Below are 23,842 nucleotides of genomic sequence, written 5' to 3'. Positions count from 1 at the left end.
GGAACCGCGGGAACTGCGGACCGCTGAACTGATTCAAGTCTGACAACCGGATCGCGGGACGGGGTGGGCCCCTATGAGGGTCGTCCCCCATCCCGTTTGGGTGGCACTACGGATGGTCATCGCGCGGGGGCGGATGCGAGCGTGGAAGCAACGTCGAAAGATGGGACAGACACGACGAACCCCCCGGACCCCTGTCCCGTGACGCACCGGCCGCAGCCCCGTATGGCGAAGAACCCCCATCAACGCGAAGGAGCGGTCCCCACTCGGCTCAGTCGATGAGATCACGCTCCGTTCCCATGCTGTGGAAGGTGGTGACCCGTGGGACATGCCGACACACTGCTCGCCATGGGTGGCGCCTTCCTCGCCGCCGCTTTCCTCGCCCGCCTCGGCAGCCGGATCGGGCTGCCGACCATCCCCCTGTTCATGCTGGCCGGCATTCTGCTCGGCCCGCACACCCCGGGCCCGGTTTTGGTCGAGGACGCGCACGACTTCGGGATGCTCTCGGCTCTCGGTCTCGTCCTGCTGCTCTTCTACCTGGGCCTGGAGTTCCACCTCGACGATCTGAGACGGGGCGGCAGACGGCTGCTCACCGCCGGTGGCATCTACCTGCTGCTCAACGTCGGCGCGGGGCTGGGCTTCGGGTTCGCCCTCGGCTGGGGGGCACGGGAGGCCCTGCTGCTCGCCGGGGTGCTGGGCATCTCCTCCTCGGCGATCGTCACGAAGATCCTCATCGAGCTGGGCCACATCGGCCGGCCCGAGACCCGTCTCATCCTCGGCGTCACCGTCGTCGAGGACATCTTCCTCGCCCTCTATCTCGCCGCTCTGCAGCCCGTCCTCAGCGACGCCCAGGGCCTCACGGACATGGCGCTCCAGGCGGCCAAGGCGTTCGGCTTCCTGATGGTGCTCGCCGTCGCCGCCCGCTTCGGCGGCCGGCTGTTCGGCCGGCTGCTGGCCGTGCGCGACAACGAGTTGCTGGTCGTCACCTTCCTCGGCACCGCGATCCTGGTCGCGGGCGTCTCCGAGGTGCTCGGGGTCGTCGACGCCATCGGCGCGTTCATGGTCGGTCTGATCGTGGCCGGCACCCCCTCCGCGCCCCGGATCCGCACCCTGGTGCATCCGCTGCGCGACGCCTTCGCCGCGATCTTCTTCTTCGCCTTCGGGCTGGCCATCGACCCCGGCGACATCGCCTCCGTCGCCGGTCCGGTGTCCGTCGCCGTGGCGCTGACCCTCACCATGAACCTGGCCGCGGGCCTGCTGGTCGCCCGCCTGTACCGCTACGGCGTCGACATCGCCGCCGACATCGCGACCACGCTCGTCGCCCGTGGTGAGTTCGCGCTGATCCTGGCCGCCATGGCCACCGGCGCGGGGCTGGACGGCCGGCTCACCGCGTTCATCGCCGGATACGTGCTCGTCCTCGCCGTCCTCGGCCCGGTGCTCGCCGGACGGGCCGGCCTGCTCGCGCGCGCCCTGCGCGCCGTACAGGCGCGGCGGTCCGCCCACGGGCCCCCGCCCGACGCCCCGGGTCACGGCCCCGCACCCGACGCCCCGGACGACGGACCCGCACCCGACCTGGACGCCGGGCACGGCCGGGAGGCGGAGCCCCTGCCCGCCGAGGCCGAGCGGTAGGGCCGGTCCGGGCGCCCGCGTCGACGCCGGTGGCGGTCAGGGCTCGATCAGGCCGACGCGGATGGCGTACCGGGTGAGTTCCAGCCGGTCCTTCAGGTCGAGTTTGGCCAGCAGGTTGGCGCGGTGGCGCTCCACGGTCTTGGGACTGATGACGAGGAGGTCGGCGATCTGCTGCGAGGTGTGCCCCTCGGCGACCAGTTTGAGGATCTCCTCCTCCCGGTCCGTGATGGCCTTGGCGGGCAGGTTCCGGCCGTCCCGGGCGAGTTCGAGGTAGTTGCGGATGAGGGCGTTGACGGCACCCGGGTAGAGGAACGGCTCGCCGCGCATGGTGGCCCGGCAGGCCTCCACCAGGTCGCGGTCGGCGACGGACTTGAGGACGTACCCGGAGGCGCCGGCGCCGAGCGCCTCGAAGAAGAACTGCTCGTTGTCGTACATGGTCAGGATGAGGATCCGCGTCTGCGGGAGGGTGCGGGAGAGCTCGCGGGCCGCCTGGAGGCCGGTCAGGCGGGGCATGGCGATGTCGAGGATGGCCAGGTCGGGTTCGTGGGCGCGGGCCTGCTCGATGGCTTCGGCCCCGTTGTCGGCCTCGGCGACGACGGTCAGGTCCGGTTCGCCGTCGAGGATGAGGCGTACGCCTCGGCGGACCAGCGCGTGGTCGTCGGCGAGGAGGATCCGGGTGGGGGACGGGCCCGCGGCGGGGCCGGTGGGAGTGCTGGCGGGGGCCGGGTCGGTCATGGTCAGCGTTTCCGGTCGGGAGCGGCGGTCACGGGCGGCATGGCCCGCACGGGCGCGGGGCCCCGTACGGGGACGGGTACGGCGAGGCGCACCCGGGTCCCGCCGCCGGGAGCGGGACCCACATCGAGGTCGGCGCCGACGAGCAGGGCCCGTTCACGCATCCCCCGGATACCGGCGCCCTCGGACGCGGCACCGATGCCGTGGCCGTCGTCCCGGACCTGGAGATCGACTCCGGCGGGGGTGCGGCGCAGGGAGACCTCCGCGCGGCGGGCCTGCGCGTGCCGGGCGATGTTGGTGAGCCCTTCCTGGGCCACCCGGTAGAGGACCAGTTCGGCCTCCGGCCCCAGGTCGGGCAGGTCGGGGTCGAGACGGTGCTGGACCATCAGGCCGGTGGAGCCGCCGAACTCGGTGGTGAGGGCCTTGAGGGCGCTGGCAAGCCCGAGTTCGTCCAGGACACCGGGGCGCAGCCGGCGGGCGATGCGCCGGATCTCGTCCAGGCTGCTCCGAGTGGTCTCCTGCACCAGGCTCAGCTCCTCGCGCAGCTCCACCGGGGCGTGGTCGGCGACCCGCTTGAGCTGGAGCAGGACGGCGGTGAGGCTCTGGCCGACCTCGTCGTGCAGTTCCTGGGCGATGCGGCGGCGTTCGTCCTCCTGCGCGGAGAGGGCGCGTGCGCTGCTCGTGGCGCGTTCGTCCTCCAGCCGGTCGAGCATCGTGTTGTACGTGCTGATCAGCTCGGCGATCTCCCCGCGCCCGGCGACCTCGGGGCGCTGCCCCGGGCGGAGCAGGTCGGTGGTGGACATGGCGCGGGTGACGCGCTGCAACGGGGCGAGGCCGACGCGCACCAGCAGCGCGTTGGCGAAGAGCATGGCGGCCAGCCCCACGGTGAGTACGGCGGCCTCGGTGAGCAGGACCGGGGTGGAGACGGTGACCGGTCCGAGCAGCAGGGCGGTGGCCGTGATCAGCACGACGGCGTTCAGCAGAAAGATCCGCCAGAACAGTGGCACTCAGTACCACCTCCTCACCCCTGCTCACCGTGCGCCGTCTGCCGTACTGTCTGTCGTAGGCTCCCGGTGCGGCGGGAGCGTCCCGGCGGCCCATCGGTTCCGGGGGCGCGGGCACGCGGGCCGCCACGACCCAGCGTGAGCGCTGTTCCGACTGTGCGCCATCCGTGCCAGCCCCCATTTTTTCACGGGCCCCTGGGTGTCCGGGCGCCCCACGTACATCGTCGACCCCCACGAAGATGAGGGCCGGACCCGATGGTCTCGAGGCACCCGGCGGGTGATCCTTGAAGTGGACGCGGGCCCGGCCCCGCCGAGCCACTCGCACCGGGCGGGTGATGACCTCGGCACCCGGGCAAGCTCCCCTGTGTCGGCCCCGGTTCGCGGGCCGACGGCTCACTTTTCCGCCCCCGGCGTCGGTGTCATGGAACCGACGCCCGGAGGTGTTTTTCAGGTGGCGGTCGGAGGTCTCCCCGTGCTGCCACCGTTCGGGAAGGAGGAGACGTGCCCCAGTCCGACGACAAGCGCCTCGTCGATCTCGCGGCCCGAATCGAGCAGGACGACCCGCACTTCGCGCGCTCCCTGTCCAGCGGTCGGCCGGCCAAGCCGCGCGAGTACCGGCACACCCGCGCTTGGTGGGTACTGGGAATCGGCGTGGTCCTGCTGTTCATCGGTCTGGTCATGCCCCACGGGCTGCTCATCGCGACCGGTCTGGTCCTCAGCGGAATCGGCGTTCAGCTGTTCGACCCCTACCCGCCCCGGAGGGGCAGTCGGCACCGGAACTCGGCTCGCTGATACGGCTCGAACCCGTATTCAGACACGATTCACGACCGCCGCTTTGTCACGTTGAGCGGCTTTCCTCATAGCGCACCCCAGTTTGAGGTGCGCTAAAATTTTTACCAAGCGCTTACGCTCCGTTGAGCAGCGTTCCGCTCCTCCGTTGAGCGTTGACCGCTGAACGTCGAGCGCCGAGCACTGGCTGCCCGGCGTCGGCCGTCGAGCGTCGAGTGCTGATGTCCGGTTGGGCCGACGACGAGAAGACGAGAACGGGGGCGTGACATGGGTCGAGTGATCCCCGTGCGTGTCGACAACGCCGCCCGTGACGCCGTTCCCGATACCGGCGGCACCGCCTTCCGGCCCTAGCGCCTGTCCCACGCCCTCTCCGCCCCCTGCTCGAGGCCCGGCACCGGCTCCTCACCCCCGTAGGGGACGACCCGCCCGCAGGGGACACACCGGACGCTCCCACTCCACCCCCTGCACCCGACAGTCGACCCCGCAGCACCTCACCCCGGCACCTGGTTCCCCGGCTTCCGACTCCCGACGCCCGGCTCCCGACTCCCGGGATCCGCCTTCCAGCCCAGCGAGCCCCAGCCCTCAGGCACAGACGCCGCCACCGAACCGATCCACGGAGGTCAGCCGCCCGTGCACAACACCACCGCCATGCTCATCGAACTCGGAGCGATCATCCTCGCCCTCGGGATCCTGGGCCGCCTCGCCGGACGGGTGGGCTTCTCCCCCATACCCCTCTATCTGCTCGCCGGCCTCGCCTTCGGCCATGGCGGGATCCTGCCGCTGCAGGCCAGCGAGGAGTTCGTCGCCACCGGCGCCGAGATCGGTGTCATCCTGCTACTGCTCATGCTCGGGCTGGAGTACAGCGCGTCGGACCTCGTCACCACCCTCAAGACCCAGTACCCGTCGGGCGCGGTCGACTTCGTCCTCAACGCCGCCCCCGGCGCCGTCGCCGCGCTGCTGCTGGGCTGGGGCCCGGTCGCCGCCGTCGCCCTCGCCGGCGTCACCTGGATCTCCTCCTCCGGGGTCATCGCCAAAGTGCTCGGCGACCTCGGGCGCCTGGGCAACCGCGAAACACCGGTCGTGCTCGGCGTACTGGTCCTGGAGGACCTCGCCATGGCCGTCTACCTGCCGATCCTCACCGCCCTGCTGGCCGGTGTGAGTCTCGCGGGCGGCAGCGTCACACTGCTGATCTCCCTGGGCACGGTCGGCGCCGTCCTCTACATCGCCCTGCGTCACGGACGCGTCGTCAGCCGCGCGGTCTCCTCCGACAACGCCGAGATGCTGCTGCTGGTGGTGCTGGGGCTGACCCTGCTGGTCGCGGGCGTCGCCCAGCACCTCCAGGTGTCGGCGGCGGTGGGCGCGTTCCTGGTCGGCATCGCGCTGTCCGAGGAGGTCGCCGAGGGCGCGCACGGCCTGCTGTCCCCGCTGCGGGACCTGTTCGCGGCGGTGTTCTTCGTCTTCTTCGGGCTGCACACCGACCCGGCGGACATCCCGCCGGTGCTGCTCCCGGCGCTCGCGCTGGCCGTCGTCACCATGCTGACGAAGATCGCCACCGGCTGGTTCGCCGCCCGGCGGGCGGGCATCCCGGCCAAGGGCCGCTGGCGGGCCGGGGGCACGTTGGTGGCGCGCGGCGAGTTCTCGATCGTCATCGCCGGTCTCGCCGTCGGCACGGAACCACGGATCGGCCCGCTGGCCACGGCGTACGTCCTGATCCTGGTCGTCCTCGGCCCCCTCACCGCCCGCTGGACCGAACCGCTGGCCGGCCGTCTCACGCGCCGCAGGCCGGACGAGCGGCAGGGCACCGCCGCACCGGTCGACCAGACGGAACCGGCCCATGCGAGCGGCTGACCACACACGACGGCCCGTTCGCGACGCCGGTGGTGCGAAGATCAGCCCGGGAAACCCGGAGAACCCGGGGTGCACTCCAGGGAAGCGGCAGCATGACGACCAAGGCACCGGCATGATCGAGTGGGTCACCGTCGGCACCGGCCCGCGGCCGGTCCCCCGGCCCGTCGCCACTCCGCTGATATGGGCGGGCGCCTTCGGCGGCGCGCCGGCCCTGGTGGCGCTCCTCCACACGGTCGTGGGCCCGCACCGCCCCGGGCTCTTCCTGGTGGCCCTGTCCCTGCTCGCCGCCGTCCTCGGCGTGTGCGCACGGTTCACCGCGGCCCCCGGCACGGCCGTCCTGTGCTGGCTGTTCCTCAACGGCTTCGCGACACCGCCCACCGGCACCCTCACCTGGGCCGGCCCCAGGGACACGTTCTGGCTCGGCTGCCTGCTCGCCGCCGCCCTCGTCGGCACGACCGCCTCCCGCCTGGCCCACGCCCGCGCGGCCCACCACCGCCTCACCCTCCGGACGGACCCCGAGGACGGCCACCCGGCCTGACCGCCCGCAGCCTTGCGGCCCGGTGCGACCCGGTGCGACCCAATTCAAGAACGCTCGTTCTTGACCGATCGTTCTCATACCCCGTACCGTCATGGCCATGGGACGACCACGCGCCTTCGACACCGACCAGGCCGTCAGCACCGCAGCCGCCCTCTTCGCCACCCACGGCTTCGAGGGCACCTCGGTGGACGACCTGGTCACCGCCACCGGCATCCACCGGGGCAGCCTCTACAAGGTCTTCGGCTCGAAACGGAGCCTGCACCTGACCGCGCTCCGCCGGCACCTCGACCACGAGATCCACCCGGCCACCGCGGCCATCGCCACCCTCACCGACCCCGCGCAGGCACTGGCCACCGCCACTGCCTCGTACGACAACGGTCCGGCCGCCGGACTCCTCCTCCTCGCCGCCGCCGAACGCGCACCCCACGACCCGGAGGTCGCCGCACTGGTCGCGGAAGGGATCGCAGCACTGGAGGACGCCCTGCGCCCCTCCCACGGTGACGCCGCCCCCCGACTCGCCTCCACCGTCCTCGGTACCCGCCTGCGCCTGCGCGCCCTGCCGGCCACCACTCCCAAGGAGCACTGACATGGCCCTGATCTCCATCGACCGCGAACGCGGCATACTGACCGCCGAGTTCCAGGGCCTCGACAAGCTCTGGACCCTCAAGAGCCGCCTGGAGATCCCCCTCGCCCACGTACGCGGCGCCACCCACGACCCCGGTATGGCCCGCGAACCCAAGGGCGTCCGCGTCGCCGGCTCCTATTTCCCCGGACTGATCACCGCGGGCCGCTTCCGCCGCAACGGTGAACGCCTGTTCTGGGACGTGAAGAACCCGGACAAGGCGATCGTCATCGAACTCGCCGACGCCGAGCACTACGACCGGCTCGTCCTCGAGGTCGACAACCCCCGCGCCACCGTGGACCTCATCGAACAGTCCGTCTCCCGCGGCTGAACGAACCCGCACCGCGCCACGACGCACTGGTGTGCGGGCGTAGAAGGCCGTCGACGTCACGTGTCGCGCGGGGTCACCAGGCCGGATCCGTAGGCCAGGACCACCAGTTGGGCCCGGTCACGGGCTCGGAGCTTGGAGCTGCCCCGGTCGATGTGGGTCTTCGCGGTCAACGGGCTGATCACCAGCCGGCCCGTTCAGGGGCCCGACAACGGGACAACGAAACGGCGTCCGGGTCGGCCGAAGCCGACCCGGACGCCGAAGAGCAGGTCGGAGGGGGCTGCCCCTCTCCCGCACCGGTAGGCCCTGTGGGACTCGAACCCACAACCAATGGATTAAAAGTCCTGGTGGGAATGTGGGGGGGTGGGTCCGGGCGGTGCTTCGGCGTCCGGACCCACCAGGTCAGAGCACATTCGCTGTGAGGTGCGATCCGCGTCGTGGCGACTCGTGCCGCACTGTCCGCTCACGCATAAAGGGCTGCTGACCAGTATGTTCACTCCCCCTGGTGCTGCTTTGTCTTCCAGACGGCCCTAAAGGTCGAGACGGCCGGCTTCGAACTGTGGGGCAGTCCCAATCTCTGTCCCAGCTGATGTGCGAGGGGGCGGATGCGTCGGAGCGGAACTCGGGAAGCACCGGCGGTCCTTGGGCGTAAGGGGGCGGAGATGCGCGCTCGGGAACCTTGATCTTTCCCATGGTCAGTCGGCTTACACCGCTTCTGTAGGCCCAGTTGGTGGCAGGTCGCAGGGGCCGGCGCTCACCTGGTGGCCGAGCAGGCCACGTCCGGTGATGCCGGCCTGGCGGCACGAGGGCCGACCTCCAACGCTGTTGCGGGCAGGCTCCTAGCATGACCGCATGGTTGCCAGTGATGACCAGAAGTCCGAGACAGGACGGGAAGTTGTGTCCCGCGACGACACCGACGGCGGAGGCGTTGCCCCCGCGCGGGTGAAAGGAGAGGGGGCCACTTCAGCCGGTCTCTCCCGCGGATCACACCATGGCAATGCCGGGGAGAGCCCTCACCCTGTTGCCGACCTGGTTGAGTGGGCGGCCGAACTGGTCGAGCCGATCAAGCCGAAGCTGCGTGGCTGGCTCCACGCCGCGATGGTCCCCGCCTCGTTGAGCGCCGGCATCGTCCTGATCTGCCTGGCCCGGACCCAGCAGGCGGCCCTGGCCTGCACCGTGTACTCCGTTACCGCCTGGCTGCTGTTCGGGACGAGCGCCGTCTACCACCTGGGCACCTGGGGGCCACTGGGCGAGGCCGTGCTGCGTCGCCTCGACCACGCCAACATCTTTCTGATCACCGCCGGCACCTGCACCCCTCTGGCCGTACTACTCCTCCCCCCTGACCGGCGAGCCCTGCTGCTGTGGATCGTATGGACGGGCGCGCTGGCCGGCATCGCCTTCCGTGTCCTGTGGGTCAAAGCTCCCCGCTGGCTGTACACCCCCTGCTACCTGGCCCTGGGGTGGGCACCGGTGCGTTACCTGCCCGACTTCCTGCACACCGGCGGGGTGGCCGTACTCACCCTGATAGTGACCGGCGGTCTCCTCTACAGCGTGGGCGCGGTGGTCTACGCCGTCCAACGCCCCGACCCCTCGCCCCGCTGGTTTGGCTTCCACGAGGTGTTCCACGCCCTGACCGTGGCAGCCTTCGCCGCGCACTACATCGCCATCTCTCTCGCCGCCTACTGACCACAACAGCAGGCACATTCACTCCTGCGGCACGGTGCTCTCGCCGCGCTCGCGGCCCGATCAGGGACTGCGGCCGTACGGGGGGTGTCCTGAAGGAAAGGCAGCAAGCAACCGTTTCTCGAGGCAGTTGGTGAGGAGGGCGAGATCCCCCCGGAACTTCGGGTATGGAGCCTGCCGGCCATCTCACGCGCTGTGGCGGCGCCGCAACCGGGGCCGGAGACGAGCGAAGTGCCAGGAGAACCGTTCGGACACGAGGACCATCCCTGCGCGTCACATTCCGGCCATGCGCGCGTGTAAGGGACCGCCGATACCGGCGGGCCCGCTCACCTCAGGCCCCGGCCGATGGATTGGACGATCCGGCGGTGCGGCGGTATGCGGCGTTGAGGCGCTGGGCCTCCTCGAGCTGGTCTTCGAGGATGATGATGCGGCAGGCGGCCTCGATGGCGGTGCCCTGGTCGACGAGTTCCCGGGCGCGGGCGGCGATGCGCAGCTGGTAGCGGGAGTAGCGGCGGTGGCCGCCCTCGGAGCGCAGCGGGGTGATCAGGCGGGCTTCGCCGAGGGCGCGCAGGAAGCCCGGGCTGGTGCCGAGCATCTCGGCGGCCCGGCCCATGGTGTAGGCGGGGTAGTCGTCATCATCGAGCCGGCCGAAGGAGTCGTCTGCGGTCACTTGCACCTCTCGGTAAAACGCGGGGAGGGGCCCCGGTGCCAATGGCACCAGGGCCCCGAAGGAACTACTACACCATCTGCCGGCCCTGATCCTGCGCCGGCCTCCTGTGTCCGCAGACCCGGCCGAGATGCTGCCGGGGGTGCGGGGATCGCGGTTGCTTGACCGGAGACCACCTCACTATCGATGTCCTGCGGTACCCGGGCTCAGACGTCCGCCCGGGCGATCCTGATGGCGCTCGGCTCCTCCGTTCTTCCCTCTGGGATCAATCACTTGCCTACTGCTGGTACTGCTGGTGATGCGACCTGCTCTGTGGCCTGTGACAGCGCCACCCTTCGGCAGCCGGCCCCGTCGCCCGTCCTGCGTCTGCTCTGGCGTTGGAACCCCACTGCCGAACCTCCCGGTGCGCGCGTCCGCAGCCGACGCCTTCACCGGGGTGCTGCCTCTTTACTTCGCTGCGGGGTACTGCTCACGGCGGCCCCTGATCACTGCGGGCCACCCGGTCCGGTCGTCAGTCCCGTCGCCGTCCTGCAAGCTCTGGCTTCGGAACTCCACCACCGCACCGTCCTGCATCCTGCAACTGCGGGTCCTGCTGCCCGGCAGTTCGTCTCTGCCGGGCCCTGTTGATCTCGGCTACGGGAGAAACCATAACCACACCACCATCCAATGTCTACTGCGACCGCCATAGATTTCCGCGTGTTCGACGGCGAGGTAATCGACCTCGAACAGCGATGGGACAGGCGCACGACCGTCACCGCCCGGTTGACGGGCCGGGCCGGGGCACCAGCACCGGGCAGACAGGACCCACGAGCCGGCAAGGGAGCAAAGCCGCCCCGTGGGCAACGAGCGTCACGACACGGTGACTGCTCCCCCATACCGGCCCAGCCGTCCCATCGGCGTTGTCACGTTGTTGGGTGCGTGACTGTCTGATGGTGCGTCGGGGCGGGGTGGGCCCGCAGCCTGGGCCTGTGTTCAGGCCGTGGTGGGCAGGTTGGCAGCGCCGGTGATCTGGTCCCAGATCGCGAAGCGGACGGTCATCTCGGTGCGGTAGCCGGGGGCGGTCATCCGGTGCCGGCGGGGCCGGAAGTGGGGTGAGATGCCGCTGAACGCGGCCAGGAACCGCTGGGCTCCCCCGATGCTGCGGAAGCCCTTCATGGCCCGTTCGCGCTGCCTCGTCGGCTGGTGGGAGTTCTCAGCCCGGTTGTTCAGGCCTTTGTGCGAGCGGTGCTCGACCGAGGGCATCAGCTCCCGGTGGGCGGTGCCGTAGGAGCGGAGCTTGTCGGTGACCACCACCCGCGGCACCGAGCAGGTCTTTGTGAGCAGTGTGCGGAAGAACCGCCGGGCCGCAGCGGTGTCCCGCCGGTTCTGGACGAGGATGTCCAGCACGGTGCCGTCCTGGTCGACCGCGCGCCACCGGTAGTGCCGCATCCCGTTGATCTTCACGAAGACCTCGTCCAGGTGCCACTTGTCACCGGGGCGGGGACGTCGGCGGCGCAGCGCGTTGGCGTAGGACTGTCCGAATTTCAGACACCACCGGCGGATCGTCTCGTGGGACACGATGACGCCGCGCTGCAGCATCAGCTCCTCCACCTCGCGGAATGACAACGGGAAGCGGAAGTACAGCCACACGCAGGGGGAGATCACCTCGGCCGGATACCGGTGCCCCCTGTACGACGGCGGCGTACTGCCCACGGACGACCCCCTCCACCATGATCAACCCGAAGATCATCCCACCCGGTCAACCAACGTGACAGCGCCATCAGCCGGGGCCGCCGTTTCCGCCACCCGTGCAGCCGGTGCAGCCGAGCACAGCGCCAGGCGGGCCGCAGTTGTCCGGGGTATTGGCGAACACCCGGAACCCGATCACCTACACCGTGGTGGACTCGTTGCAGATGCCGCCGCCTCCGTCTCCGCCGGCGGCCGTGGCGGTGTTGTGGTCCACCGTGGAGCCGGTCAACGTGACACAGCATTTCCGTCGGAGTCGGGCCACGTCCTCAACACGCTGCTGTGCTGCTCGTCGGTGAGGGTGATGCGGGCGCCGGGCATACTGCCGTACTCCCCCACCCACGCCGAGAACCTGCGGCGGGCGGTCTCCTCGCCCCCCGGGGCACTGTGTCTGACCAGGCAATGTGTATCGAACAGCCCCCTCGGAGCGATCTCCGAGGGGGTTGTTTCGTGCCCCGGGGTACCAGCGGGGGACAGCGCGTCAGGCGGCTCTACCTTCTTGATCGGGCTGGTCCTCCCATTCGTAGGGTGAGGGCGCCCAGGGGTGCCGGGTGTGGCTCTCAGGCGGCTGCCGACCGTGGCTCAGCACGCTTCGCCGCCCGGCTCCCCACGACGACTCGGCCGCCGATTGGGAAATGCGAACAGGTCGCTGTGTAGAGCAATGCCGGCGAGGTCGTCCGTGGCACGCAAGACGAGTACGAACGACTGGAGCACGATGAGCCGGATATGGGCGGGGACCGACTGCGGGAAGACCCACCACCACTGCCTGGTACTGGACGCCGAGGGCGACACGCTGCTGTCGCGGCGAGTGGCCAACGACGAGCCGGAGCTGCTGAAACTCCTCGGTGACGTCCTAGACCTGGCCGGGGGCGACCAGGTGACCTGGGCCCTGGACATGACTGGCGGCGAGCCCGCTCTGCTGATCGCCCTGCTGGTCAACCATGGCCAGGAGCTCGTCTACCTCCCCGGCATCGCAGTCAACCGGGCCACCGACAGCTACCGCGGCGCCGACAAGACCGACGCACGCGACGCAAGAGTGATCGCCGATCAGGCCCGCATGCGGCTGGACCTGGAGCCGATCCGGCCCGGCGACGAAGCCACCATCGAGCTGCGGTTGCTGACCGACCGCCGCATCGACCTCGTCGGAGACCGCACCCGCACCATCAACCGGCTCCGGTCCCTGCCGACCAGCATGTTCCCGGCCCTGGAGCGGGCTGTCGACCTCGGCGGAAGCACCGGCCCTTTGATCCTGCTGAGCGGCTACCAGACGCCCGCCGCGATCCGCCGGACAGGCACCCGGCGCCTGACGACGTGGTTGCGCAACCGGAAGGTCCGCAGTCCCGAGGCGATCGCATCGAAGGCGGTCGAGGCCGCCGAGCGTCAGCACACCGCCGTTGCGGGTGAGCAAGCCATCGCCAAGATGGTGCACACCCTCGCGAAGGAGGTGATGGCCCTCAACGAGAAGATCGCCGAGACCGACAAGCTCATCGAGGGCCGGTTTCGCGAGCACGAACTCGCCGAGGTGATCCTGTCCATGCCCGGCGTCGGAGCGATCCTGGGCGCCGAGTTCCTGGCCGGCATCGGCGGCAGCCTGGACGCCTTCCCCACCCCGGATCGGCTTGCGGCCTTCGCTGGGGTCGCCCCTGCCCCTCGTGACTCCGGGCAGGTCAGCGGCAATCTGCACCGGCCACAGCGATACCACCGGCGACTGCAACGCGTCTTCTACACCTCCGCCCTCATCAGCATTCGCTGTGACCCCAACTCGCGCCGCTTCCATGACAGGAAGCGAGCCGAGGGCAAGCGTCACGTCCAGGCCGTGATGGCCCTCGCCCGCCGTCGCGTCAACGTCTTCTGGGCTCTGATCCGTGACCGGCGGTGCTACCAAGTCACGCCTCCTCCAGCCCCTCATGCGGCTTGACTTCAAGATTGGGAAGCGTTCTCGGCCGCACACGGGGGGACAGAAGGCAAGACAAGGCAGAGACGGCGGCCGCCTTCGCCATCCTGCTCAGGCTCGGAGGGCTTGGGGCGTCTGCATCTCCGCCGGTGGGCCCTCGGGGAGCCGGGTGCGGTCGGCCGGTGCTCATCGCCAGCTCCGCCGCCTTCCTGGCTCCCCCGCGGCCCGGCGCAGCGTTCAGTACTGCTCGGTCTCCACGAAACCCGTGCTCGCGTTGTCGTCCGCGCCGAAGGCAGCGGCGGTGGGGTCGAAGCCGGGCGGGCTGTCTTTGAGGGCAAGGCCCAGGCCGGCCAGCTTCGCCTTGACCTCGTCGATCGACTTCGCACCGAAGTTGCGAATGTCGAGGAGGTCCGCCTCGGAGCGCGCCAGGAGCTCACCCACGGAGTGGATGCCCTCCCGCTTGAGGCAGTTGTAGGAGCGGACGGTGAGCTCCAGCTCCTCGATCGGCAGCGCCAGATCGGCGGCGAGRGCGGCGTCCGTCGGGGACGGCCCCATGTCGATGCCCTCGGCGTCGATGTTCAGCTCSCGGGCCAGACCGAACAGCTCGACCAGGGTCTTGCCGGCCGACGCCATGGCATCMCGCGGACGCATGGCCTGCTTGGTCTCGACGTCGACGATCAGCTTGTCGAAGTCGGTGCGCTGCTCGACACGGGTCGCCTCGACCTTGTACGTGACCTTCAGCACGGGGCTGTAGATGGAGTCGACCGGRATCCGGCCGATCTCCTGGCCCACCTGCTTGTTCTGCACGGCGGAGACGTAGCCGCGCCCGCGCTCGACGGTCAGCTCCATCTCCAGCTGGCCCTTGCCGTTGAGCGTGGCGAGGACGAGGTCGGGGTCGTGCACCTCGACACCGGCCGGGGGCGCGATGTCGGCGGCGGTGACCTGGCCCGGGCCCTGCTTGCGCAGGTACATCACCACGGGCTCGTCGTGCTCGGAGGACACGACCAGCTGCTTGATGTTGAGGATCAGGTCGGTGACGTCCTCCTTGACGCCCGGCACGGTGGTGAACTCGTGCAGGACGCCGTCGATGCGGATGCTGGTGACGGCGGCACCGGGGATCGACGACAGCAGGGTGCGGCGCAGGGAGTTGCCGAGGGTGTAGCCGAAGCCCGGCTCCAGCGGCTCGATCACGAACCGGGAGCGGAACTCGTCGACGACCTCTTCGGTCAACGAGGGACGCTGAGCGATCAGCACGAGGTATGGCCTCCAGTGTGTGGCGCCCGCCATGTGACGCCGTAGACACCACGAAGGGTACGGGCGGTTCGGCCGCCCAGGCGGCCGAACCGCCCGACACCGCCCGTCTGCCGGCCGGTCGGCAGGCTCAGCCCTTGCTGGAGTGGGCGCTGTCACGTTGTGGAGGGTGTGAGTGCCTGACGGGGTGTCGGCTGCGGTGGGGCCGGGTTCCGGCTTTCGTGCTCAGGCCGCGGCGGGCCGGCCGGCCACGCCGGTCACCTGCTCCCGGATGGCGAAGCGGAGGGTCATCTCGATGCGGTATTCGGGGGCGGTCATCCGGTGGCGGCGGGGCCGGACGTGGGGTGAGATGCCGCGGAACGCGGCCAGGAACCGCTGAGCTCCGCCGGCGGAGCGGAAGCCTGTCATCGCGCGCTCGCGCTGCCTCGTCGGCCGGTGGGAGTTCTCGGCCCCGTTGTTCAGGCCCCGGTGCGAGCGGTGCCCGACCGAGGGCATCAGCTCCCGGTGGGCGGTGCCGCAGGGGCGCAGCTGGTCGGTGACGATCACCCTCGGCACCGAGCAGGTCTTTGTGAGCAGCTTGCGGAAGAACCGCCGGGCCGCAGCGGCGTCCCTTCGGCCCTGGACCAGGAGGCCGGGCACGGTGCCGTCGGCGTCGACGGCCCGCCACCGGTACTGCCGCACACCGTTGATCCTCACGAAGACCTCGTCCAGGTGCCACGTGTCGCCGGGCCCGGGCCGTCGGCGACGCAGTGCGTCGGCGTAGCCCTGACCGAACGTGGCGCACCAGCGGCGCACGGTCTCGTGGGAGACGAGCACGCCGCGCCCGGGCAGCAGCTTCCCGGCCTCGCGGAAGCTGAGCGGGAAGCGGAAGGACCGCCACACGCAGTGGGAGATGACCTCGGCCGGGTAGCGGTGGCCCTTGTAGGACGGCGGCGTCGACGGCACGAACGAACCCTTCCCGGAACGATCACTTCAAGATCATCCCACGTCCCAGCCAACGTGACAGCGCCTTCTCCACGTCTGCCAGGGCGTTCAGCAGCTGCCCGGTGGCAGTGACGACGCCATGCGGCCACTGTCGGAGACCTTCGAGGGCTCCCCCGACCGGCCGGGGACAGCAGATCATGCGCCTGAACCAGCTCCCGCCGACCTACCGCGGCCACGGCACCAAGATCGCGCTGCTCGACTCAGGCGTCGGCAGCAGCCACCCGGACCTCAAGTCCGCCGTCAGCACCGGATACGACTTCACCACCGGCTCCGAGCGCACTTGGAACGCCGACACCACCGGCCACGGCACCTGGTGCACCGGAGTCACCGCCGCCGCCGCAACCCCGCCGGCATCGTCGGCGCCGCCCCGGAGGCCGAACTGCCCGCCCGCAAGCTCCACCCCGGCGGCCGCGTCAGCGACCTGCTGCGCACCCTGGCCTACCGCACCACCCATGACATCGACATCGCCGACCCTGCGCACCGCAGGGCAAGACACCGGCCTCTGACCGGCTCCACGCGGGGGCAAGCGAGACTCCCCCTGCGGGGCCACCAGGAGTGGATCAGAGCCGCGTGCCACGGCCGCCGTCAGGGCGGCGGACGAACGCCCACACCGGGGTGCCGGCAGTTGCGGACTTCAGCGAGCCCCCACATTGCGCAAGAGCCCGCCGCGCTGACCCGTTCCCACCAGCCAAGGGGTCTCGCCGGCGGCCGAGTTCAACCGACGCCGACAGGGAGCCACGCGGTACGCCGCCATCGCCCCGTGTTCGAGCCGGGACCTCTCACCCCAGGACCCGTTGACATCCACACCCTCAAGGAATAGGACAAAAGCTGTAAAGCGCAAAAATGCATGTTGCCTGATCTCGGTGACTCCAGGCGGCCCACGCCAGCACTCCCCAACTGCGCACCGCAAAAAGGAGGTGAACACATGAACGACACCGAACAGGCGCCCCAGGAACCCGCGGTGACCCCGACGGAAGGCGAGGAGCCGGCGGCCGAGACGGAAGCCCCCGCGGCCGGCGAGACCGCGGAAGCCGAAGCGGCCCCGTCCGAAGGTGAGGAGCCGGCGGCCGAACCGGAGACGGAGGAGGCAGAGGCGCCCGCGGCCGGCGAGACCGCGGAAGCCGAAGCGGCCCCGTCCGAAGACGAGCAGCCCACAGCCGAATCGGAGACAGAGGAGGCAGAGGCACCGGCGGCCGAGGGCGAGGAGTCGTCCGAGGGCGCGTAAGGGCGGTCCCGCCCCTGCACGGCGATAACCGTCACGGACATCGACGGATGATGCCCCTTCCGTGCGGCCGGAGGAGAACGCGCCGGCGGGTTTCTCCTCCGGCCGCGTTCCCGTCTCCCATCGTCCGGCCGCTGCGTCCGCGCAGGAGTGGAGGCGCTGGTGGTTGCGGGCGGGCCGTGGCCCGCGAGGGCTCGAAGCGCGTCACCTGGCGGCGGCCCTGGGGGAGTCGTTGCCAGGTGGCGCCTTCTGCGTCTTCCGGGCGCTGCCCGTTGCGTGGTCGTCATGGTGCAGCGCCCTGCCCGGAGGCGACCTGTGGGCAATGGCGACTCGATCTTGACGTCGCACAGTGTGCCTGAATGCATACTGTGTGCTGCGAGTGCTGTTCGGGGGCGCTCCCGAAAGCGCTCCCACGTACCCGGAATCCATGGGAGGAGAGCAGCATGGCGACTGGCAAGGTGAAGTGGTTCAACGCGGACAAGGGCTTCGGCTTCATCCAGCAGGACGGCGGCGGTCCGGACGTGTTCGTCCACTTCTCCGCCATCCAGAGCACCGGATTCAAGGAACTGCACGAAGACGACCGCGTCTCCTACGACGTCACCCAGGGGCCGAAGGGCCCTCAGGCGGAGAACGTCGTCGTTGAGCCGTAGCCGGCTGACGCCCTCCGCAACCGGGCGGGCCCACGAGGATCCCGTTCTGACCGGCCTGGCTTTGCCGGAGCGCACTGCTCGTGGAAGGCGATGCGTTGCCGACCGGTCTTGGCCGAATACCAGAAGCACCACAACGCGCACCGCCCCCCACCGCAGCCGAAACCAACTACCGCCCGAAGCCCAGGAACAACCGCCTCCGGTCCCAGCGTCGGCCGCCCGCAGAGTCCTCCGCACCCGCGTCCTCAGCGATGTGATCAGCGAGTACCGATACGTCTCTTGACCAGCGGCGATGACTATTCGAGTCCCACACGGTCTCCTGAGGGGGCCGCCCCTGGTCGTGGGGGAAGCGAGGCGGGCCGGCTTTTGCCCCGTCGGCCGCGGAGGGCGTGGTGCAGCATCAAGATCAGAAGACGGCGGCCGCGCGCGCTCTGCTTGCCATCGGGGGCATCCCCACCGAGGAGGCGACGGTGCGTATGGGTGTGGGCGTAGAGCTGGGCGTCGGTGTCGATCCAGTCGGACATCGATGCTGCCGTACCGCCAGTGGGGGGGCGCATGACGACGACGTAATCGCGCCACTCGCGGATGTCGGCTGCTTGAGTCATGCCCCCTTCCTGAGCGGGGCACCGGCCCGGTCCGCGAGCGAGTGCTGGAGTTGGCGTCACCTGAGCTGTCGCGCCAACGGCCAAGACAACGACTTCGGCAAAACACGCCGGAGTCGCCCTTCCGGAAGGTGGCATGTGAGCGTGCACCCACCCGCATCAGCCCTCCTGCGACTGGCGTCACCCGGCTTGGGGCGGCGGCGACCTGTGCGGCGGTGACCTGCCGCTGGCCGGGCCTGTCTACAGGCGCAGGAGTCGCTCCGTGATCTCCCGGTACTGCCGCAGCGCGTGCCGGAACTCCTCCGCCTGCGCCTGGGCGTCCTGGTCCTGCCAGCCCGCACGCAGGACGCGTCGCCGTTCCGCAAGGGCGCTCGCGAGCCCTGCAGTGATCTCGTCGAAGGCGCTCTCGGCCGCCTCCAGCGCCTCACGCGGGGTGTCAGCGAAGTCGAGGAGGGCCTGCCGCAGGCGCTGGGAGACCCGGTCCCGCTCCTCGGCGGGCAGCAACGGCTCAGGCCCCGGAACCCGGCGTGCGGCGGCTTTGACACCCTTGTCCGGAGGCTGCTGGGCGCGTGCCTGGTCGTACATCATCGTGTACCACTTCCCTGTGCGTCGCGCCGGCCGAGTGCCACCCGGCTCTCGTCTGGATCAAGCCGGGCTCGCGGGGGCTGAGCCGAACGAAAGCCCTTGACGCTCATGGCCCGCCTGGTCGGCCTCCACCGTCCCGCCAGTCAACGCCCGGCGACGCCCCCTGTCAACGAACCTCTAGGGCTGGCGAGTTGCGGAACGGCCACCCGTCCGGGAGACGGACGGAATCCCGACGGCACGACCCGGCCCCCCGTGGTGACGGACGCCCCGGGACGACGGTCTCCGTGGCCGGTCCGGGGCGGGGTGCGCCGGTGCCCCGGCCATCGTCGAATGGCAAGAGTTCGTCGGGGCAGAGGGTGTTCATGACCTCATTGGCTTTGACGGCCGGCCCCCACCGGGCGGTGACGCTCTGGAGCTTCCTTGTGGGTCTGGCGGTAGTGGCTGGTGTGTGGCTGTGGGTGCATCGGCGTCGCTGACATGCCCCGGCTCTCCGCCATCGCCTGCCGATGGCGGAGAGCTGCTCCATCCGCTCCGGTGTCAGCGTGGCGGCCCGCGAGCGCTGGTTACCGATCCATGGCCCCAGCTTCAGCTCTCGGACCTCCTGGTCTTGACCGTTCCCGCCGCCCCTGTCGCCGCCGACGACGATCCGCTCGACGCGCTTCCTCAGTACCCGAGGCGCCCCTCGCGCTCGTAGAACTGCCGCGCGGCCTCGTAGTTCTGTCGGCCCGCCCCCGGTGCCGTCGGTATGGGGCCCCTCCGCCTGCCGACGAGCCGACATCCATGCCTTCGCCTCTGCAGCCCAGGCGTAGCCCAGCTCGGCGAGGGCCGCCCGTTGCTGCGCATCCAGCCGGTCACGCCTGGCCTTCTGATTGCTGAGAAACACACCCAGCTTGATCATCGTGCCATCCGGCAGCTCTTCAACATGCGCCCTACCCACGACGACCTTGCCCTCCCGAGCGATGTACTGGGCGAGGGCCTCCACACCGCGCTGGAAGGCCACGTGCGAATCTGCATCTCCATGTCACCGGTTTCTGTAGTGGTGACACCAGTGCCCTCCAGCGCTGGTGTCCGGGCGGTGAGCTGGGAGGTTCGCCGTGCGGTGTGGGGTGGTGGTGACATCGGGGTGCGGTTTTTGCGGTGCCGGCTCGTGAGGTTGCTGCAGGTCGCGGCGTGTCCTTCCGGTGCAGATTCGCACTCCAGTTCCTGCATCACCAGGGTGCCGGTGGCGTCCTGAGTGAGGGTCTGGTCGATCCGCAGCCCGATCTCGTGTCCTGGTTCCATCCGCCCGTCGACGAGATGATCGACGATGAGCCGGTGCGCCAGCGTGCCGTGAGACCGCGTCACAAGGCCAGGGTGCGCGTGCTGCACCCTGGCGGCAAGCTGAAGGGCATGGCCCAGCAGCCGCCGGCAGTCGCCCAGGTCGCGGTGTGCCTGCCGCAGTGCCTCGCCGAGCCGGACACAGCGCACCGCATCTCACCCGGCTGCTCGCGCACCAGCAAGTGTTCGTGGCKTCGCCCTTACCGGTGCGGGTGCGCCGGACGGCGGACGGCGGACGGCGGGCTGACCCTACGGGTGACGAGTGAGGTCACCAACGCCTCCCTGTCGACGGCCACCGCGGGATCCGTCGTCCGTCAGGCRTGATCCACGAGTTGCGCGAARCCCTTCTGGCGGGCGCAGTGCGCACAGCAGAAGTACTGCCCGTCCGCTTGCAGGCCGTGGCCGAGGATGCGGCACTGGCAGTTGTCGCAGACCGGTGCCATCTTCTGGGCGGCRCACTCGATGCTGTCGAAGGTGTGGACTGCTCCTGCGGCGTGCACTTCGAACGAGCTCTCGTAGTCGTTTTGGCAAACCTCGCACACGGCCATGAATGGTCAACTCCTCGTTGTTGCATGGACAAGCCGGAGTGCCTGCCTCGGCGTCACTGGAAGGTAGCGACAAGGCGCACAGCGCTTCGGGCGGCACGTCGGCCCGYGCCCGACCGGCATACCCGAAATCACTCTGCTGGGCGCGGGAAGACGCTATGGGTGTGGCGGCCGCTCCGCCTCGGCCTGGCAGCCCGTCGTCCATCCATGACGCGGCGTATCTGCTGACCACAGCAGTGCGCCGGCCGGCGCTGTGGCGCCGACATCGCGGGGCTATGGGTGCCTCCCGAGCGCGGCATCCGCCTCCCCGCCACCAGCTCGACCGCCGCCTGAGGATCTGTAATTTTTTTCGGTGGGGGTTCGGCATGGTGATGTCAGTCACGGCAGCTGTAGTTCCGACGTCTGTGCTGGTCAGCAGCTCGTGAGGGTGGGTGCGGGCATGGGTACGGCCACCATGGTCATGAATGTTTGTGACGATGTATCAAGAGCAAGTGGCCGTGGAGGTCACGATAGCCCAGGCTGTCTGGGACCGGGTGTTCGAAGCGGCGATGAAGGCGATCGCAGACTGTTTCGCACGGCCTGAGACCCGCTCGACGGCGGCGGAGATGATCATGGGCTTGTTGACGGAGGTGGACACCCGGAACTGCTGGACCCTGGCTCAGGCGCTGGGGCACCCAGGCCCCCACCGGCTGCAGCACCTGCTGTCACGCGCGCGGTTTGACCACGACCGGGCCCGGGAGGAGATCGCCCGCCTGGTGGTGCGGGAACTCGCAGGTCAGGACGTGGTGCTGGTCGCGGACGAGACCGGGGACGCGAAATCCTCGACCGGCTGCGTGGGTGCCGGCCGCCAGTACTCCGGCGCGATCAGGGGCGTCGGGCTCTGCCAGGTCGCCGTGCACCTGGCCGCGGTGACCGACTCGGCGCGGGTGGTCATCGACCGGGCCCTTTACTGACTTCGGTGTTTTGTGGTCAGGGTGGTGGTGACTCGAGTTGGAGTCCGGTCTCGGCCACGAAGCCGTCCAGGGCCGCGGGCCGGTACTGCAGGCGTTTGGGCCGGTTGCGGACCAGGACCTCCAGCCGGTCGACCGTCCCGGCGGTGAGATGGGCCAGCCTGTGCCGGCAGTGCGCCCACACACCCTCCACCGGATTCAACTCCGGTGCGTACGCGGGCAGCAGGAAGACGGTCAGTCACGGGCGGGCGGCCACCAGGTGCCGCATCGCCTTCGAGACATGGGTGCCGAGCCGGTCCCAGACCAGCACGATCGGCGCCCGCAGCAGTTGGTGGGTGCCGTCGACCAGCCGCAGGTAGTCGGCCTCCGACAGGCTGCGCCGCTCGCCCCGGCGACCGTGGTGGACACGGCCCCGGTAGCACAGCCGGGTCCGAGAACCGGGCCGCAGCGCGATCAGGCCCGCCAGGGAGATCCGCCCCGACCGGCGGCCGGACACCGTCACCACCGGGGTGCGGCCCCGCCGGCCCCTGGGGGAGTGTGCCCGGTGGGCGGCCGCTGCTGCCGGCCGGCCTCGTCCTCGAAGCAGATCCAGCCGCCGGTGGCCGCCCGGGTCCTTTCACCTCCGGCCAGGTGCCTTCCTTCCAGACGGTCACCGCCGCCTCGTCGCGCTCGGCGGCCCGCCGCCCGGACATCTGCGGGGTGAAGCCGAGTCGGCGCATCAGCCGGGTCGCCCCCGAGACGCTGGAGGCGATGTGGAACGTCCGGCCGATCAGGGTCGCCATCCGGGCACCGGTCCACACCTGGTCCTCGTCCCCGCCATGTGCGGCCGGGCCCTGGTCCAGCATGGCGGCCGGTTCCTCGCGCAGGGCCGGGCCGAGTTTGCAGCGCTGCCCGCCCGGCCCGGTGGAGGGCAGGGCCGCTGGGCCGCCGGCGGCCCAGCCCCGCCGCCACTGGTAGGCCGACTTCGGCGGCACCCGCAGTTGTCGGGCCACCTCCGGGACGCCGACCCCGGCCGCGAACAGCTCGGCCGCCCGCAGGCGCACCGCCTCGCGTCGTGCACGCTCTTTGGCGTTCATCCCGCCGCCGTCTGCGTACCTCATACCTCCCGGTCTACCGCCGCATCCGGGGGACGCCAACAGGGTCAGCCCCAGCCAGACCCCAAAACGCCGAAGTCAGTAAACAGCGGGAAGGCCATCGGCGCAGGCCGCAGGTACATGTACCTGGCTGAGATCACCGATCGCTACCAGCGCTGCGACACTCGGCGGATCCTCGAGCGAATCCACCAGCGCGGGACAACCCCCGCACGCCCAGACTTCACCGGCGAGGTCTACGACCCACGTTCCGAGCGGGGGTGGGGAGCCCGTCCCTCGGTCGCCCCAGATGCGGGAGGCAAGCCGAGCTGGGGCTGGTGGCGTGCGGTGCGTGAGACCGGCCCGCGGCCTCTGTACCGGATACCCGACCCGTATGCGGGCGAGGGCGAGCCGCCCGTCGACCACGCCCCGCCGCCGTGGCCCGGTCCTCGGGGCCGGGCTCGGCGCCGGCACCGCACGCCCGCGCCAGCGGTCCCTCGATCCAGTCGGCGAACAGCGCCAGGTCGTCCAGGGACAGCGCGGGGCGGGCCCGCACGTCCTCGACACAGACGCACTGCTCGGACACCGTCGCGAGCGCCTCGACCGACGCCCCGTCGGCGAAGGCCAGCCGCACATGCAACCAGCGCGTCACGCGCTCGCCCTCCCGCATCTCCCACGCGGGCCACACGGACACCGCGCCGTCCGCCGGAGAACGATCGGAAAGATGAAGGAAGGATGCCTCAAGCGCACACGCAACGTAAGCGTGTGGTCACTTTCCAGGCGAGCGAACACGCACCCCTCGTGGCGGACGGCACCCTGTCAGCGGAGCACCGGTGGTGCGATGCTGGAGACATCAGCGATCTCCTGTCGGTCCGTGGGGTGAGGAGTTCCGCTGAAGCTTCCCCGTGATCTTGGACACTCGATGCTTACGCCACGAGGGCGTGTTCTTGTTCGAGGCGCTGCCGGGTCTCCAGCGGGGTGAGGTAGCCCCAGCGTGGATGGCGGCGTAGGCGCTGTCGGTTGTAGAAGGTCTCGACGAAAGCGAAGATGTCCGCGCGGGCGCTGGACCGATCGGGCCAGCGGCGGGTTCCGATCTCCTCCTTCAGCAGTGCGAAGAATGACTCGGCGGCGGCGTTGTCGAAGCATGAGCCGGTGCGGCCCATGCTCTGCCGCAGTCCCAACCGGCCTATTTCACCTCGGAGTTCATCGGAGG

27 protein-coding genes and 2 pseudogenes are annotated in these 23,842 nt (G+C 70.2%); 13 read left to right on the top strand and 16 right to left on the bottom strand.

Features of this window, described 5'->3' with window-relative positions:
- Positions 1–318 precede the first annotated feature (318 nt).
- Positions 319–1,626: a cation:proton antiporter gene (locus DIZ27_RS36090; protein ID WP_109382634.1), complete on the top strand. Its 1,308-nt coding sequence runs from the start codon at positions 319–321 to the stop codon at positions 1,624–1,626.
- A 36-nt stretch (positions 1,627–1,662) separates the two neighbouring features.
- Here DIZ27_RS36090 and DIZ27_RS36085 read toward each other — a convergent pair whose 3' ends face one another.
- Positions 1,663–2,361: a response regulator transcription factor gene (locus DIZ27_RS36085; RefSeq protein ID WP_109382633.1), complete on the bottom strand. Its 699-nt coding sequence runs from the start codon at positions 2,359–2,361 to the stop codon at positions 1,663–1,665.
- 2 nt (positions 2,362–2,363) lie between these two features.
- On the bottom strand, positions 2,364–3,365 hold the full coding sequence (locus DIZ27_RS36080; protein ID WP_109382632.1) for a histidine kinase: 1,002 nt from the start codon (positions 3,363–3,365) through the stop codon (positions 2,364–2,366).
- Between the two features lie 498 nt (positions 3,366–3,863).
- Here DIZ27_RS36080 and DIZ27_RS36075 point away from each other — a divergent pair, with 498 nt between their 5' ends.
- The 5 genes from DIZ27_RS36075 to DIZ27_RS36055 all read left to right on the top strand — a co-directional run bounded on the left by DIZ27_RS36075 (position 3,864) and on the right by DIZ27_RS36055 (position 7,490).
- Positions 3,864–4,154 carry a DUF3040 domain-containing protein gene (locus tag DIZ27_RS36075; protein WP_109382631.1) on the top strand — a complete coding sequence of 97 codons (291 nt, stop codon included), beginning with the start codon at positions 3,864–3,866 and terminating at the stop codon, positions 4,152–4,154.
- 627 nt (positions 4,155–4,781) lie between these two features.
- Entirely contained in the window at positions 4,782–5,999 is a 1,218-nt protein-coding gene (locus DIZ27_RS36070; RefSeq protein ID WP_258308692.1) for a cation:proton antiporter, read from the top strand.
- A 112-nt stretch (positions 6,000–6,111) separates the two neighbouring features.
- Complete coding sequence (locus DIZ27_RS36065) at positions 6,112–6,537, top strand: DUF4118 domain-containing protein (RefSeq protein WP_109382630.1); 426 nt, start codon at positions 6,112–6,114, stop codon at positions 6,535–6,537.
- A 97-nt stretch (positions 6,538–6,634) separates the two neighbouring features.
- A complete protein-coding gene (locus tag DIZ27_RS36060) occupies positions 6,635–7,123 on the top strand; it encodes a TetR/AcrR family transcriptional regulator (RefSeq protein WP_109382645.1) in 489 nt (162 codons plus the stop codon).
- Position 7,124: 1 nt separating this feature from the next.
- The gene (locus DIZ27_RS36055) at positions 7,125–7,490 is read left to right on the top strand and encodes a hypothetical protein (RefSeq protein ID WP_109382629.1); all 366 of its coding nucleotides are present in this window, start codon (positions 7,125–7,127) and stop codon (positions 7,488–7,490) included.
- 56 nt (positions 7,491–7,546) lie between these two features.
- On the opposite strand, the pseudogene DIZ27_RS36050 reads toward DIZ27_RS36055, so the two are convergent.
- Positions 7,547–7,678: pseudogene (locus DIZ27_RS36050) on the bottom strand (DNA-binding response regulator); the annotation flags it as partial.
- Positions 7,679–8,339: 661 nt separating this feature from the next.
- On the opposite strand from DIZ27_RS36050, the gene DIZ27_RS36045 reads away from it, so the two are divergent.
- Positions 8,340–9,173 (top strand): hemolysin III family protein, encoded by an 834-nt coding sequence (locus DIZ27_RS36045; protein ID WP_109382628.1) that lies wholly within the window; start codon positions 8,340–8,342, stop codon positions 9,171–9,173.
- 328 nt (positions 9,174–9,501) lie between these two features.
- On the opposite strand, the gene DIZ27_RS36040 is transcribed toward DIZ27_RS36045, so the two are convergent.
- Positions 9,502–9,840, bottom strand: a complete 339-nt coding sequence (locus tag DIZ27_RS36040; protein WP_109376423.1) for a MerR family transcriptional regulator — start codon at positions 9,838–9,840, stop codon at positions 9,502–9,504.
- Positions 9,841–10,809: 969 nt separating this feature from the next.
- Positions 10,810–11,529, bottom strand: coding sequence for an IS6 family transposase (locus DIZ27_RS36035; RefSeq protein ID WP_109382627.1), 720 nt, complete (start codon positions 11,527–11,529; stop codon positions 10,810–10,812).
- A 748-nt stretch (positions 11,530–12,277) separates the two neighbouring features.
- Between DIZ27_RS36035 and DIZ27_RS36030 the strand changes: the two genes are divergently transcribed.
- Complete coding sequence (locus tag DIZ27_RS36030) at positions 12,278–13,480, top strand: IS110 family transposase (protein ID WP_109382626.1); 1,203 nt, start codon at positions 12,278–12,280, stop codon at positions 13,478–13,480.
- A 213-nt stretch (positions 13,481–13,693) separates the two neighbouring features.
- Here the strand turns inward: DIZ27_RS36030 and DIZ27_RS36025 are convergent, their stop codons facing one another.
- Both DIZ27_RS36025 and DIZ27_RS36020 read right to left on the bottom strand, forming a co-directional pair.
- Positions 13,694–14,710 carry a DNA-directed RNA polymerase subunit alpha gene (locus tag DIZ27_RS36025; RefSeq protein ID WP_109382625.1) on the bottom strand — a complete coding sequence of 339 codons (1,017 nt, stop codon included), beginning with the start codon at positions 14,708–14,710 and terminating at the stop codon, positions 13,694–13,696.
- 222 nt (positions 14,711–14,932) lie between these two features.
- Positions 14,933–15,652: an IS6 family transposase gene (locus DIZ27_RS36020; protein WP_109382624.1), complete on the bottom strand. Its 720-nt coding sequence runs from the start codon at positions 15,650–15,652 to the stop codon at positions 14,933–14,935.
- 176 nt (positions 15,653–15,828) lie between these two features.
- On the opposite strand from DIZ27_RS36020, the gene DIZ27_RS36015 reads away from it, so the two are divergent.
- From DIZ27_RS36015 to DIZ27_RS36005, 3 genes are all read left to right on the top strand, one after another.
- On the top strand, positions 15,829–16,197 hold the full coding sequence (locus DIZ27_RS36015; protein WP_109382623.1) for a S8 family serine peptidase: 369 nt from the start codon (positions 15,829–15,831) through the stop codon (positions 16,195–16,197).
- A 419-nt stretch (positions 16,198–16,616) separates the two neighbouring features.
- Positions 16,617–16,916: a hypothetical protein gene (locus DIZ27_RS36010; protein WP_109382622.1), complete on the top strand. Its 300-nt coding sequence runs from the start codon at positions 16,617–16,619 to the stop codon at positions 16,914–16,916.
- Between the two features lie 440 nt (positions 16,917–17,356).
- Entirely contained in the window at positions 17,357–17,563 is a 207-nt protein-coding gene (locus DIZ27_RS36005) for a cold-shock protein (protein WP_109382621.1), read from the top strand.
- A gap of 293 nt (positions 17,564–17,856) precedes the next feature.
- Here DIZ27_RS36005 and DIZ27_RS45310 read toward each other — a convergent pair whose 3' ends face one another.
- The 3 genes from DIZ27_RS45310 to DIZ27_RS48555 all read right to left on the bottom strand — a co-directional run bounded on the left by DIZ27_RS45310 (position 17,857) and on the right by DIZ27_RS48555 (position 19,708).
- Positions 17,857–18,165 carry a hypothetical protein gene (locus tag DIZ27_RS45310; protein WP_146229052.1) on the bottom strand — a complete coding sequence of 103 codons (309 nt, stop codon included), beginning with the start codon at positions 18,163–18,165 and terminating at the stop codon, positions 17,857–17,859.
- 237 nt (positions 18,166–18,402) lie between these two features.
- Entirely contained in the window at positions 18,403–18,750 is a 348-nt protein-coding gene (locus DIZ27_RS36000; protein ID WP_109382620.1) for a hypothetical protein, read from the bottom strand.
- Positions 18,751–18,913: 163 nt separating this feature from the next.
- Entirely contained in the window at positions 18,914–19,708 is a 795-nt protein-coding gene (locus tag DIZ27_RS48555; protein WP_309074943.1) for a helicase associated domain-containing protein, read from the bottom strand.
- A gap of 305 nt (positions 19,709–20,013) precedes the next feature.
- On the opposite strand from DIZ27_RS48555, the gene DIZ27_RS46140 reads away from it, so the two are divergent.
- A complete protein-coding gene (locus tag DIZ27_RS46140) occupies positions 20,014–20,388 on the top strand; it encodes a hypothetical protein (RefSeq protein ID WP_181383854.1) in 375 nt (124 codons plus the stop codon).
- Here DIZ27_RS46140 and DIZ27_RS47800 read toward each other — a convergent pair.
- The gene (locus DIZ27_RS47800; protein ID WP_109382240.1) at positions 20,379–20,612 is read right to left on the bottom strand and encodes a hypothetical protein; all 234 of its coding nucleotides are present in this window, start codon (positions 20,610–20,612) and stop codon (positions 20,379–20,381) included. The genes DIZ27_RS46140 and DIZ27_RS47800 overlap by 10 nt on opposite strands.
- A gap of 473 nt (positions 20,613–21,085) precedes the next feature.
- On the opposite strand from DIZ27_RS47800, the gene DIZ27_RS35980 reads away from it, so the two are divergent.
- On the top strand, positions 21,086–21,562 hold the full coding sequence (locus DIZ27_RS35980) for a transposase (protein ID WP_181383853.1): 477 nt from the start codon (positions 21,086–21,088) through the stop codon (positions 21,560–21,562).
- Between the two features lie 16 nt (positions 21,563–21,578).
- On the opposite strand, the gene DIZ27_RS48550 is transcribed toward DIZ27_RS35980, so the two are convergent.
- The 5 genes and pseudogenes from DIZ27_RS48550 to DIZ27_RS35960 form a co-directional block, all read right to left on the bottom strand.
- The gene (locus DIZ27_RS48550; RefSeq protein ID WP_309074942.1) at positions 21,579–21,782 is read right to left on the bottom strand and encodes a transposase; all 204 of its coding nucleotides are present in this window, start codon (positions 21,780–21,782) and stop codon (positions 21,579–21,581) included.
- A 15-nt stretch (positions 21,783–21,797) separates the two neighbouring features.
- On the bottom strand, positions 21,798–22,055 hold the full coding sequence (locus DIZ27_RS48545) for a transposase (protein WP_309074944.1): 258 nt from the start codon (positions 22,053–22,055) through the stop codon (positions 21,798–21,800).
- 196 nt (positions 22,056–22,251) lie between these two features.
- A pseudogene (locus DIZ27_RS47795) lies at positions 22,252–22,635 on the bottom strand (transposase); the annotation flags it as partial.
- Positions 22,636–22,873: 238 nt separating this feature from the next.
- Positions 22,874–23,317 (bottom strand): DUF6214 family protein, encoded by a 444-nt coding sequence (locus DIZ27_RS46605; RefSeq protein ID WP_375232040.1) that lies wholly within the window; start codon positions 23,315–23,317, stop codon positions 22,874–22,876.
- Between the two features lie 238 nt (positions 23,318–23,555).
- On the bottom strand, positions 23,556–23,842 hold a 287-nt coding region (locus DIZ27_RS35960), incomplete at its 5' end, for an integrase core domain-containing protein (RefSeq protein ID WP_146229051.1).

The sequence above is a fragment of the Streptomyces sp. NWU339 genome, from assembly GCF_003143855.1.
GTDB lineage: Bacteria > Actinomycetota > Actinomycetes > Streptomycetales > Streptomycetaceae > Streptomyces.
Note: the sequence above shows the minus strand (reverse complement) of the source record. Positions and strands in the feature narration are given on the sequence as shown.